Here is a 13,670-nt window from a genome sequence, read left to right on the forward strand (position 1 = left end):
AATTTATTTATACTAAATTTAACCACCTAGCGTTATGTCCTGCTCATCATACCATTTTAATGCTCCATAAAAATGCTCTGGTTTAAAATCTGGCCAATAATCTTCTATTATATAAAAATCAGAATATACTGATTGTATTGGTAAAAATCCACTTAATCTCCTTCTTCCTCCCCATCTTATTATTAAATCTACCCTTGATATATCCGTGGATTTTATATGTTTATTTATTTTATTTCTACTACTTAAATTATTATTTTCTAAAGCTTCAAGATCCCACTCCCAGCCATAATTTACAAGGAAATTTACTTTTATCCCACCTTCTTTGAATACTTTTCTTTTCTTTGTATAGGGAAGAAGTTCTTTCGGAAACATTGGTGATTCTGTATTTCCTACTACAAGTAGTGAAGCATCTTCATTACATAACATTTCTACTGCTTCAATACAGGCCTTTGTAAAAGATTCTCTTTGTACTTTAGGTCTTTTAGTATTATCTGTAGTGAAACCATAATATGTAATCTCATTTATTCCCGCTGCTCTGCAAAGTCTAAATAGCATAAGCCCTGGATTTAGACCAAAATCATATCCACACTGCTTTTCCATTCCCTTATTATTAGCCCATCTTCTATTTCCATCTGGAATTATACCAATATGGTTTGGTACTCTCATAAATTATCCTCCTTTGGATTTTAATATTTCAATTACCATTATTATGCGCAATAATGGTATTTTTAAACACTTATAATTATTTTAAAAAACAACCATTATTATAAAACAATATATTTTTATGCTTTATTGTTTTTTTGAATATTCTCATATTGTCTAAATACATAAAAATTTAAAAAATTATTAATTACATTTTAATTTTTATATATATTTTTTAAAACTTATATTGATAATAAAAAAAATATATGATATAGTATATATAAATTTAATAGTTAAGTTTACGTGTTACTGATTCGATCAGGCATGAGTGAGACTTTAATATTTAAGATTACTATAGGTGTATTCTACACTTTTTAATCTTATTTAAAGTTTTGCTCATGCCTTTTGTATTTTAGTAAACAATATTATTAATAAAATAAATTTATTGTATGATATGAAAGGAGAACTTATTTATGTTTAAAAAATCATTTGGTATTTTACAACAAGTTGGTAAAGCTTTAATGCTTCCTGTAGCATTATTACCTGCTGCTGGTATTTTATTGGCTTTTGGTAATATGTTTCAAAACGAAGCTTTTTTAAAACTAGCTCCAGCATTAAATTCCCCTGTTTTTCAAGGTTTCGCAAAAGTTATGGAGCAATCTGGTAATATAGTTTTTGCTAATCTAGCTCTATTATTTGCAGTAGGTGTCGCAGTAGGACTCGCTGGTGGTGAAGGTGTTGCTGGACTTGCAGCTATAGTTGGATTCTTAATTATGAATGTTACTATGGGTGTTGTAACTGGTATAACTCCAGGATTAATAGGTAAATCTCACCCTGAATTTGCAAGTGTTTTAGGTATACCAACTCTCCAAACTGGAGTATTTGGCGGTATTATAATGGGTATTATTGCGGCTCAATTATATAAGAAATATTACAATATAGAATTACCTTCTTATTTAGGCTTCTTTGCAGGTAAAAGATTCGTACCGATAGTAACAGCAACTTTTGCAATTTTTGTAGGTTTAATAATGGTATTTATATGGCCACCAATTCAGAGTGGATTAAATACCTTTTCTCATAATATGATAGATGCTAATAAAACTTTAGCGGCTTTTGTGTTTGGTGTTATTGAAAGAGCATTAATTCCATTTGGATTACATCATATATTCTATAACCCATTCTGGTATCAATTCGGTGAATATGTGAATAAAGCTGGTCAATTAGTAAACGGTGATCAAACTATATTCTTTGCTCAATTAAAAGATGCTGTTCCATTTACAGCTGGTACTTTTATGACTGGTAAATTCCCATTCATGATGTTTGGACTTCCAGCAGCAGCTTTAGCTATATATCAAGAGGCTAAACCTGAAAAGAAAAAACTTGTTGGTGGTATAATGGCCTCTGCTGCTCTAACTGCATTCTTAACAGGTATTACAGAACCAATTGAATTCTCATTTTTATTTGTTGCACCGGCATTATTTGCAATACATTGTTTATTTGCAGGTTTATCCTTCATGACAATGCACATACTAAACATTAAAATAGGTATGACATTCTCCGGGGGAGTTATAGATTTTATCCTATTTGGTGTAGTTCCAAACAGAACTAAATGGTGGCTTGTAATTCCTGTAGGTTTAGCTTTCTCCGTAATTTATTATTTTGGGTTTAGATTCGCTATAAGAAAATGGAACCTAAAAACTCCTGGTCGTGAAGATGATACAAATACTGAAAATGTAAGCCATTCTTCTGAAGGCTCTTTAGCGGCTAAAGTATTAGAAGCTTTAGGTGGAAAAGAAAATTTAGCTAACTTAGATGCTTGCATAACTCGTCTTAGAGTAAGTGTTAATAGTATTGATAAAGTAAATAAAGAAGAACTTAAATCATTAGGCGCTTCTGGAGTTATGGTAGTTGGTAATAATATACAAGCTATCTTTGGACCAAAATCTGATCAGTTAAAAGAGCAAATTAAAGATGTTATATCCGGAAAAACTGTAACTAAAGATGTTAAGATAGAAGAACCTAAAAAAGAAACTGTAAAAGTTTCTTCTAAAGATAAATTTGTATCTCCAATAGAAGGGAAAATACTTTCTATAACTGATGTTCCAGATGAAGTTTTCTCTCAAAAAATGATGGGTGATGGATTTGCTATAGAACCTAAAAATGGAACTGTATTATCACCTGTAGATGGTATAATAACTACAGTATTCCCAACTAAACACGCTATAGGAATAACAGCAGAAAACGGACTTGAGCTTTTGATTCACTTTGGAATAGATACAGTTAATCTTAAAGGTGAAGGCTTAGAAGCCTTAGTAGAACAAGATGCTAAAGTTAAAGCAGGAGATCCAATATTAAAGGTAGATATTGATAAAATTAAGGATAAAGTTCCTTCAATAATAACTCCAATAATATTTACTAATTTAACTGATGATCAAAAATTAGAAATTGCTAAACTTGGCAACCATGTTAAAGCTGGAGAAGACAATATCATTAAATTAAAATAATAGAAAACAAAAGAACTTAAAAATAAGCTTAAATCTTAAATTAAATAAGATTTAAGCTTATTTTTTTAATAATTTTTAAACATAAACATCATCTATAATTATAAATAAAAGCTATGAAATTAAGGTATAAACATATATTCCATAGCCTTTTACATTTAAAATTTATTTATAAATTAACCTAATACCAATTATCAAACTCATCTATAACCCATTTAGTTCCATCATATATCAATGTAGCTTTTGAAGTACTTATGTCTTTTTGACCATGATAATAACCTTTTAGAGAAACATAAACTTTATTTCCATCATATTTTTTTTCTATAATTTTAGCATTCTTAACAATAAGCCTTGGTTCAGGATTTCCATATCTCATATAGCATTGTCCATCTATATTTTTAAATGCAAAGCTTATCATGTTTTTTATAAAATTTTCTGTATAATAAGTGTTAAGCTTAAAATTTTTATTTAAGTAATCATATATAGAATCATATTTACTTAGATCATCCTTCACTGGAGCATAGCTTATTCCAGCTAAATCTATATAAGATTCTTTATGAACTTCTATTTTAAGCATTTTCTTAAATTCTTCATCTCCATTAAATAGCAAGTTTTTAGCATCTTTATCTGAAATAACTGGTTTGTTTTCTAATATACGCTGTGATTCAGTATTTATAACTCCTGTTCCCCCTAACAAAATAAGGTTTTTATAATTATTATCATCTAAATATTCCTTTTGCTGTGATACATTAACACCATCTGTTAATATTATAGGAGCATCCATCTTAGAAGCTAAAGCACTTCCTGATAAAGCATCTGGAAAATTCTCTCCACTGGTAATGACAGCAGTATCTGATGATAAATTAAACTTCCTGCATACATTTAAAGATGTTTCATATCTATTTTTACCATCAACCCTTTCTATATCATCTTTATTTAATGATGGTACAATATTTTTTAATTCATCCACAATACTATTTCCTATTACACCTTCTCCACCTATTATAAAAGCTTTAGTAGGTGATATATCCTTTATTATATCCTTTATCTCATTAGGTAACTTATCTGAATTACTCATAAAAATTGGATATCCCTTTGACGCTGCAGGACTAGACACACTTAAAGCATCTGCAAATCCAAAACCATTAACAATAACTATTGGACTTCCCTTTTCTACATCTAATGATTTTACAATACTTTTATTTGTAGCAAATCTATTTATTCCACCTAACCTTTTAATATTTTTATATCCAAGATCTTTAAGCCAATCTTCATATACCCTATCAACGGCCCCTTCTCCTCCTAATATATATATGGAACCATTTTTAACAAGTTTACTTTTTATAAGATTAATAGTTTCTCTACTAGAATTTATATTCTCATCAATTAACAATATTGGTGCATTTAATTTTTTTGAAAGCGCAGATCCAGCCAAAGCATCAGGAAAATTATTTCCATTGGCTATGATTACATTTTCAAACTTTTCACTATTATAATGCTTAGCTATATTTATTGATGTTTCATATCTATTTTCTCCACCTATTCTATTTACATTATAATCTCCTTTTGCTCCTACTACACCCTTTCCTCCTAATACTATAGCCGATGAAATTACCAACGCCATAATCTTTTTCATTTTAACGTTCCTCCTAAACACAATAATTTTTTAGTTTTAACTACATCATATCTATATTATGTATAAGACGAAAAAATGCTAATAAATCATTTATAAATTTTAGATATAGAACATAACACTATTTAAAGATGTGTTTTATTAAATATTACTTGATTCATTGTAAAATAAAAGCTATGAAATTAAGGTGTTATCCCTCTGTTTCATAGCTTTTTGTATTTAATATAAAAATCTATAGTTCTATAAAAATTTACTAACTGAGCCTTTAAAATAACTTATATCACTAAATATTTATATATTAATAGTTTTCACAGGCTATTTCAAAATAAGATTTTGGATGCAAACATGATGGGCATTTCTCTGGTGCTGCAGTTCCTTCATAGATAAATCCACAATTACTACATTTCCAAAGTACTTTTTCATCTTTTTTAAATACTTTATCATTTTCTACATTTTCTAATAATTTAAGATATCTTTTTTCATGTTCTTTTTCTACTTTTGATATCATATCATAAGCCACTGCAATTTCTTGGAAACCTTCTTCTCTTGCTACTTTTGCAAATGATGGATATAACTCTGTCCATTCTTCATTTTCACCAGAAGCTGCTGCCTTTAAGTTATCTGCAGTATTATCATATAATGCAACTGGATATGAAGCAGTAATTTCAATAGCATCACCTTGAAGATCTTCCTTTAAAAATTTATAAAATCTTTTTGCGTGTTCCCTTTCTTGTTCTGCTGTTTCTATAAAAATGTTTGAGATTTGTATAAAACCTTCTTTTCTAGCTACACTAGCATAATAAGTATATCTTCCTCTAGCCTGGGATTCCCCTGCAAAAGATTTTAATAAGTTTTCTGCTGTCTTTGTACCTCTTAATGATTTCATAAAAAACCCTCCTATATATTTATATATTTATATATTATGTTATATTATCAACAGTTCATATAATTTAATAAACAATTTAATAGCTTAAAATTAATTTTTAATTACAATTATATTCTAACTTATAAAGAAAATTTTGTCAATATTTATTATTAAATAATAATTATTATTCGTTATTTTTAGTACATATTTTATTTAAGATCATATATATCCATATAAATTTGTTATATGTTTATATTTAACAAAGTATTATAATGATTACTTTCTATATTTATATCTAATTCCCTCTAATAATTTAAAAATTATGAAAATTATTATTGAAATAAATACTATGTTTAATTTATTTTTGTATTTATTAGTATATTCTCCTATTCTTTAATTTCTTAGTTATTCTTTCCTTTTGATCTGAGTTTATGTAACATTTTAAATCTATAATATTATTTCTAGGTTTTATGTTTAAATTTAAAACGTTATCTTCCCATTTATAATTATTTATATGTGTTTTAAACAATTAATTTTTTCCATATAAATTATAAATATTTTTATTAAAGCTTTAAATTTTAACATTAATATGATTTTATGGCTAAATCTTAAAAAATATGTGGTTTATAATTGTATATAACCCCATATATTCCTCCTATTCCACATTTTTGGCATAGACAAGCTTTTAAAAATTTTGTTAAAATGTCACTAAATATTAATAAACAAATCATGCCGAATCTTCTTTATGAAGTACCGGGGATATCTTTGGGGTGAATCTCTTAGGAATAGGGTACCTCTAACCCGAACCCGTCAACTAACCTGGGAGGCAATATGGAGGGATTTAACTAATGACAAAACACAAATCATTAAAAACACTTTTAGCTACACTAACTTTTTGTGTAGGTTTATCTAGTCCAGTCTTTGCTGCAGATTACAAGGTAAGTTCTGGTGATTCTCTTTACAAGATAGGTCAATTATTCAATGTATCTTCAGACTCTATTATAAAGAATAATAATCTTAAGGGAAACACAATTCATTCTGGACAAGTTCTAAACATTCCTTGCAATACTTATACTGTAAAAAGTAGAGATAGTCTATTTTTAATTTCTAAAGCGCGGGGCATAAGTTTATACAATTTAAGAAAAGCAAATAATAAATGGGACGACACAATTTATCCTGGACAAGTTTTGAATTTACCTGGAAAAACTTCTAGTAATACTAGTCCAGCACCAGCTCCAACTACACCAAAGCCTATAGCGAATTATACAGAATCAGATTTAGACCTTTTAGCTAGACTTATAACAGCTGAAGCTCAAAGTGAACCCTATAGTGCTCAAGTAGCTGTGGCATCTGTAGTTATAAACAGAATAAAAAGTTCTCAATTTCCAGACAGTATTTCATCTGTAATTTATCAGAAAAGTGATGGATACTATCAATTTACACCTGTATTAAATGGTTGGATAAATAAACCTGCTACAGAAACATCAAAAAAAGCTGCTAAAGAAGCTTTATATGGATCTGACCCAAGCAAAGGTGCACTATATTATTTTGATGATACTGCCACTAATAAATGGTTATGGTCCAAGCCTATAACAGCTAGAATTGGCAACATGGTTTATGTTAAATAATACCATTAAAAAGCCACTATCAAGATTTAAAATATTGTTATAAATAATACCCCCATAAAGCCAATAATAAATAATTAAAAATTTTAATAAACAACATACTTAAAATTATATCAAATGAATAAACACAAAAAAGTTTCTCTTATAAATGTACATTGTTTCCTATTTAAAGTTCACATTATGTACTATTTATATAAGAGAAACTTTTTTTTATTCACATTATATTATTGTAAACTTTTAAAAATATAATTAATAATATTGTATTCTATATACATAATTGAGTTAAAAAAGTATATGTTTAGAAATATAAATATGGATAAAGATAAAAATATTTATATTTATTAGTATACCTAATCTGTATTAAAGAAATATTGAAATTTAGTATTTTTTAACCTATTATTCGTATTTTTAATATTTTACTTTTAGAATGCATGTAATATAATATATATAACAGATATAACTTATATAATAGGTGGTGATTATTATTGATTTTACAAATAGATTTTGAATCTCAAATACCTATCTATGAGCAACTTAAAAGACAAATAATAGAAGGTATAGCTAAAGGTTATTTAAACCCCGGTTCTCCACTACCTTCAGTTCGCCAACTAGCTGAAGATATAGGTATAAATCTTCATACTGTAAACAAAGCTTATAATATCTTAAAATCAGAAGGTTATGTAACCATAGACAGACGAGTTGGAGCAGTTATAAGTAGTAACTTACCAACAAAAACTGCTGAATATAAAAATAGTCTTAAAGAGGAGCTTAAATATATAACTGCAGATGCTCATTGTAGAGGTTTTTCTAAAGAAGAATTTGTGAAATTTTGCGAAGACATATTAAAAGAGTATGAGTAAGGATGTGAATATCTATGAGTGAAAATTTATTTTTATCTATATTATTAGGTTCTTGTAATTTATTATTACTAATTATTCAAATTGTAACCCCTAAAACTACAAGAAAAGATATTTTTTTAGGAGTTAGAATTCCTGAAGAGGAATCAGAAAAAATTGAAATTAAAAATATTTATAAAAGCTTTGTTCTATGGAATATAATAATAAGTTTACCTGTAATTTTTCTTTTATCCTTTACAGTATATAAATTTAACAATATAGGTTTATTTGTGTTATTTACATTTATATATATATTTATTAGCTTTTTGATATATCTTAAATTCAATAAGGATGTAAAACAATTAAAATCTAATAAGCATTGGTTCAAAAATAAAAAACAAGTAATTGCTGTAGATACTGAATTTTCTTCTGAAAATCCTAATAAAAGTTTAATTAGCCCCTGGTGGTTTTTAATTCCTATTGTAATAATTTTAATTACTATATTTATAAATATAAAGATATACCCAAGTTTACCTAATAAAGTAGCTACTCATTGGGACTTTAAAGGTAATATAAATGGATATCAAAATAAGTCTACTTTTTTAATATATCAAATGCCATTAATGGAGATCCTTATGACTAGTATATTCTTTTTATGTTATAAAATTATAGGATGGTCTAAAAAACAAATAAGTGCTGTTAATCCTAAGGAATCAAAAATAAGAAATAAATTATTCAGACGTATTCTATCTATTTATATAACTTTTAGTACTATAGCAATGATTACATTCTTATCTATAATAAATTTTCAAATTATGAAAGTTATAGACATAAGCAATAAATCTATGACTTATTTCAGTTTAATATTTACTTTATCTATGATAATAGTACCTATAATATTAGGAGTAAAAATAGGTCAAGGTGGAAGCAAATTAAAATTAAAATATAAGGATGATAATATAAATAATTTTATAAATAAAGATGATGATAATCATTGGATATTTGGTAATACAATCTACTATAACAAAGAAGATCCTTCCTTATTTATAGAAAAAAGATTTGGCATAGGTTGGACTATAAATGCAGGTAGACCTTTAGGATTAATTATATATATATCTTTAATATTAATAATAATTGTATCCATAATATCATCTTTTCTCGCTAAATAAGGAAATTGTACCGTAAAGGAAGTTATACCACAGCCTATTAAAAAGGGATATGTGTCTAGAAAGACAACTCAATTCTCTAAGAGATTCTAATTTATTTTTTCTTAAAATATATTGAAAAAAATGAAACTCGCTGACCGTTCAAACAATCATTTTTTTCTTAATATATTTTCAAAAAACAAATAAGAATCTCTAAGCTTTTTCGAATGTCTTTTACACCACATATCTCTCTTTTTAATAGGCTAAAGTTAGCATAACTCTTTAAAGATATTTGTATCATTATAAGAATATAAATAAATTTAAGATATTTATATTGTTTTCAATAAGGGCTTCAAAAAAATTTCGTTAAAAAATTGATGAGAAACATGTCAAAAGACTATATTTCCCATGGATTTTATAGAAATTTAAATTATATTTAAATCATTTGCGGTAGCAAACAAATTTAATAAAATAAAAATAATGACTTCAGCAAGTTTTATTTTGTATAAACTTACTGAAGTCATTACTATTCCTACTTAGTTTGCAACTTCTATTTATAACAACTTATTTCTAGTTTAATATTTCTAATAAAAAATACTTTTATAGCTATCTATTGACTAAAAGTATTTCTTGTTTTAATTTTCAACCTTTAAAGGCTATTAAGTCGCAATTTCCTTAAATTATTTATTTTCTTTACCATTTTAAATAACAACATTTTATAAATAAGTATTGTTATTCATAAAATGTTGTGTTATAATAAATTATTGCATGATTTCACATGTGATACCCTTTCACCAAAAGTACAATATATTTTATAGATTATATATTTATGCGCTTTTGTATTTATATATAATTTTTTTTATTGTAAAAATTTATTCGATTGCTACCATTGCTAATACTCCCATCTTCTATCAAAGTGAGAGATAAGCACTGCTACGCACCTGGATAAGTTCTTCTAAGGTTCAAATGGAGAAAAAGTAATTCTTTTAAGCAAACTCCACTTGAATCCAATAATCACTTAATAAGGAGGTGAATTTAATGCTTAAAGAAACTTTAATAATTTTAACACAAGATATTATAGAAGAATGCTTAAGTGAATGTTTATCTGAATAGTTTTAAGCAACTATTATATATTCTTTTAGAAAGGTAATTTTATAAACTATTATGCAAAAATCTAGTTAGTTTTTATGAAAAATAAAAATTATGGAGGTCTTTCATGAATAAAAATAACCCCATAGAGGAATATAATGTCTATAGGCATTATTCTATAAAAAAGCCACATTAAGTAGAAATATTTTGATTATATTTTTCTTAATGTGGCTTTAAACTATAAATTATTCTCAATATTATCTTTAATTTTTATACTTTCTATGAAATTCTTATCATAAATATCTCAGTAATATTTATTAAATATACTTCAAATAATCTTTAGGTATATAATCTATAAGCATACTTTTAGCTTTTCTTCTATTATGTTCGTATTCTGAGAAGCTTAGGTATAAAGATTTCTTTGCCCTAGTCATAGCTACATAAAATAGTCTTTTCTCTTCTATTTCATTTCCTTCTTTTACCGCCATATAATTTGGAAATATATTATTTTGAAGTCCAGCCAAAAATACATAATCAAATTCTGACCCTTTTGCTTGGTGTACTGTTATTATTGGTACCCTTGGATACTTTATAAGCATTCTATCTAATTCGCTATTGGACAAAGAAGTTATTTTTAAAAACTCTATTAAATTATCTCTTGGGCATGTTTCTTTATTTTCTATTTCTTTAGCTATAACAAAAAATTCCCTCAAATTGTTTATCTTAGTATATTGGTCTTTGTATATTTCTTTTATCTTTGTTTTATTAACTATTTCTCCTATTATATCCTTTGGATTTTTTATATAACTTAATTCTTTTAAATTAGTTATCTCTTCATATATAGGTTGAAATTTTTTAATATATTTTCCGTACACTGCCATCCTATTTATTATGGTAGGTTCAACTTTTTCCTTTAACATAACCATAAGAACATCCTTTGTAGCTAATATATCATCCATGGCATCATGACTAGATTTTGTTTCTGTATTAAATAACTTACTTAGAGTTTCTAATTTATGATTAGTTAGGCTTGGATAAAACCGTCTTGCTATATCTAAAGTATCATAATAGGTTTTAAAATTTGCTTTTTCCAAACCTAATCTTTGAAGTTCACTATTTAATATAGTTATATCAAAGGTTATATTATGCCCAATTACCACTGTGTCTTTTACGAATTCTAAAAAATCCTTTAAAACTCTCTCTTTATCCTCTCCCTTTTCTTTTAAAAATTGATCACTAAAACCATGTACTAAATAAGAATCTCCTACATATTTCTTAGGCGTCAAAAACCTTTCAAATTTTTCTATAACTTCCCCTTTATTGTTTATTTTTATACCTGCAATTTGCACTATTTCATCCTCTGTAGTGTTAATTCCTGTGCTTTCCACATCAAAAACTGCTACATTTTCATTATCTAATTCTCTAGTTAAAAGCTCATAATAATCTCCATATTCTTGAGTATTTTTATGAATTAAATCTGTAAGTCTTACACCTATTTTTATATTTTCTTCTTTTTCTATCTCTTCTATAGTCTTTTCTCCTATACCTTTTCCAAATTTTTTTAATATTCTTTTCAAACTATTATTGTCAAAATCATTTACTATAAGTTTTAAATAAGCTAATACATCCTTTATTTCCCCTCTTCTAAAAAACTTAAATTCATCCACCAAAAGAAATCCTATTCTCTCTTCTTTTGGAAGCTTTGAATTTAATATTTTAAATTTTTCACTTAAAGCTATATTTATTCTATTATTCCTAGTTAATATAGCAACTCTTGAAAGATTCTCTAGGTTTAAAGATTTTATTCTATTAAATATGAAAGCTGCCTCTTCCATAAAATCATAAGCTTTCTTAAATTCTATTAAATCCCCTTTTATGTTAGCTTTAGGTTCTATACCTTCTTTATATATTTCATTTACACCTTGTCCAAAAGCATTTATTAAAAATTCATAAGATGCTTTTAATAATATTTCTGAAGATCTATAGTTCTTATCAAAAACTATAAATTCTGGATTATATTCTTTTCTATACTTATCAAATATTATTGATGGATTAGATCCTCTCCATTCATATATAGTCTGATAATAATCACCACTAATCATTATATTATTGTTTTTAAATAGTTTTGAAACTATATTATATTCTACTTCACTAGTATCCTGTACTTCATCTATATGAATAAATTTATATTTTTGTTTCCAATATGTAGCTATTCTATCATTTTGAAATAAATCATAAACCTTTATTATTAAATCATTAAAATCCAATCCATGCCTTTCATATAGCTTTTTATCATAACTTGTTACCATTAAGTATCCATATATTTTTAAATAATCTACCAAGGTTTTATCTATCATATATTTTTCATTTTTACATATATCATTAAATATATTTGTATTATATTTTATCATAGTGTCTATAACATCTTTATAATCTCTCTCTTTATAATTTATACTTTTTTCTTTTACCATATTTATAAATCTTTGGAGACAAAAAACATTAAATTTATATGGATTTAATTCACTTATTATTTCCTTTGTATCTTCTTCATCATATATAGTAAAATCAAAGGAAATATCCGTATTCTTTTTTGCTTCCTTTTTTATTACATCAAAACAAAAACTATGAAAAGTCTTTACAGTAACTTTTAATCCTTCTTTTCCTACTGTTTCTATTATTTTTTCTTTCATTTCCTTGCATGCTCTGTTAGTAAAAGTTAAACAAAGTATTTCATCCCCTGAAGCTAAACTTTTATCTATTATATTTCCTATTCTACTACTTAATGTTTTTGTTTTTCCTGTACCTGCTGAAGACAAAAGAAGTATATTTTTATCTAATGTATCTATTACCTTTTGCTGTTTATCATTAAAATATATATCTAACATAAGTTTCACCTCCAATTATACCTTGCTTTCTATTATTAAATATATTTATGTTATTTTTTATAAAATTATAGAATTCATACTATATAGCCTATTAGTAGTACTCCTTATATAAGCCTTCATTAATACGAGCATAAATAAATTCTTATACGCTTCATATAATAACATATATTATTTTTAATAAAACTCCACCTATAATTAAGACACATTATATACATCTTCTTATATTCTATCATAGGTAATCTATTATTATAAAAACACTATATAAATATATATTTAATTTATTTTCAAGTGATCCTTTGCTTTTTTGTAAAGTTAACTTAAAAAAATTAGGTCCCATATTTATAATACTGTAAAAATACGTATTTATCATTAAACATTAGCTGTCATTATACTAGATACTAGGATTATTTTATAGTGGAATAGGCTAAAAATATTTCAGAATTATAAAT

The 13,670-nt window shown here is 26.0% G+C and carries 8 protein-coding genes and 1 riboswitch; of the genes, 4 read left to right on the top strand and 4 right to left on the bottom strand.

Annotation, left to right across the window (positions count from 1 at the left end; all coding sequences use genetic code 11):
• Window positions 1–18: 18 nt before the first annotated feature.
• A complete protein-coding gene (locus ACYUDJ_RS17085; protein ID WP_003486824.1) occupies window positions 19–666 on the bottom strand; it encodes an undecaprenyl diphosphate synthase family protein in 648 nt (215 codons plus the stop codon).
• Window positions 667–1,115: 449 nt separating this feature from the next.
• Here ACYUDJ_RS17085 and ptsG point away from each other — a divergent pair, with 449 nt between their 5' ends.
• Window positions 1,116–3,146 carry a glucose-specific PTS transporter subunit IIBC gene (gene ptsG, locus ACYUDJ_RS17090; RefSeq protein ID WP_003486826.1) on the top strand — a complete coding sequence of 677 codons (2,031 nt, stop codon included), beginning with the start codon at window positions 1,116–1,118 and terminating at the stop codon, window positions 3,144–3,146.
• Window positions 3,147–3,324: 178 nt separating this feature from the next.
• Here the strand turns inward: ptsG and ACYUDJ_RS17095 are convergent, their stop codons facing one another.
• Both ACYUDJ_RS17095 and rbr read right to left on the bottom strand, forming a co-directional pair.
• Window positions 3,325–4,779 carry a cell wall-binding repeat-containing protein gene (locus ACYUDJ_RS17095; protein ID WP_003486828.1) on the bottom strand — a complete coding sequence of 485 codons (1,455 nt, stop codon included), beginning with the start codon at window positions 4,777–4,779 and terminating at the stop codon, window positions 3,325–3,327.
• Between the two features lie 295 nt (window positions 4,780–5,074).
• A complete protein-coding gene (rbr, locus tag ACYUDJ_RS17100; RefSeq protein ID WP_003486830.1) occupies window positions 5,075–5,662 on the bottom strand; it encodes a rubrerythrin in 588 nt (195 codons plus the stop codon).
• A gap of 699 nt (window positions 5,663–6,361) precedes the next feature.
• Window positions 6,362–6,485, top strand: a riboswitch (cyclic di-AMP (ydaO/yuaA leader).
• A gap of 4 nt (window positions 6,486–6,489) precedes the next feature.
• Between rbr and ACYUDJ_RS17105 the strand changes: the two genes are divergently transcribed.
• The 3 genes from ACYUDJ_RS17105 (at window position 6,490) to ACYUDJ_RS17115 (ending at window position 9,271) form a co-directional block, all read left to right on the top strand.
• Window positions 6,490–7,269, top strand: coding sequence for a cell wall hydrolase (locus ACYUDJ_RS17105; protein ID WP_003486836.1), 780 nt, complete (start codon window positions 6,490–6,492; stop codon window positions 7,267–7,269).
• Window positions 7,270–7,751: 482 nt separating this feature from the next.
• Window positions 7,752–8,126 (top strand): GntR family transcriptional regulator, encoded by a 375-nt coding sequence (locus ACYUDJ_RS17110; RefSeq protein ID WP_003486838.1) that lies wholly within the window; start codon window positions 7,752–7,754, stop codon window positions 8,124–8,126.
• 14 nt (window positions 8,127–8,140) lie between these two features.
• Window positions 8,141–9,271, top strand: coding sequence for a DUF1648 domain-containing protein (locus tag ACYUDJ_RS17115; RefSeq protein ID WP_003486840.1), 1,131 nt, complete (start codon window positions 8,141–8,143; stop codon window positions 9,269–9,271).
• 1,382 nt (window positions 9,272–10,653) lie between these two features.
• Here the strand turns inward: ACYUDJ_RS17115 and ACYUDJ_RS17120 are convergent.
• Window positions 10,654–13,221, bottom strand: coding sequence for a 3'-5' exonuclease (locus ACYUDJ_RS17120; protein WP_043031784.1), 2,568 nt, complete (start codon window positions 13,219–13,221; stop codon window positions 10,654–10,656).
• Window positions 13,222–13,670 lie beyond the last annotated feature (449 nt).

It is taken from the genome of Clostridium sp. CTA-6 (assembly GCF_054768115.1).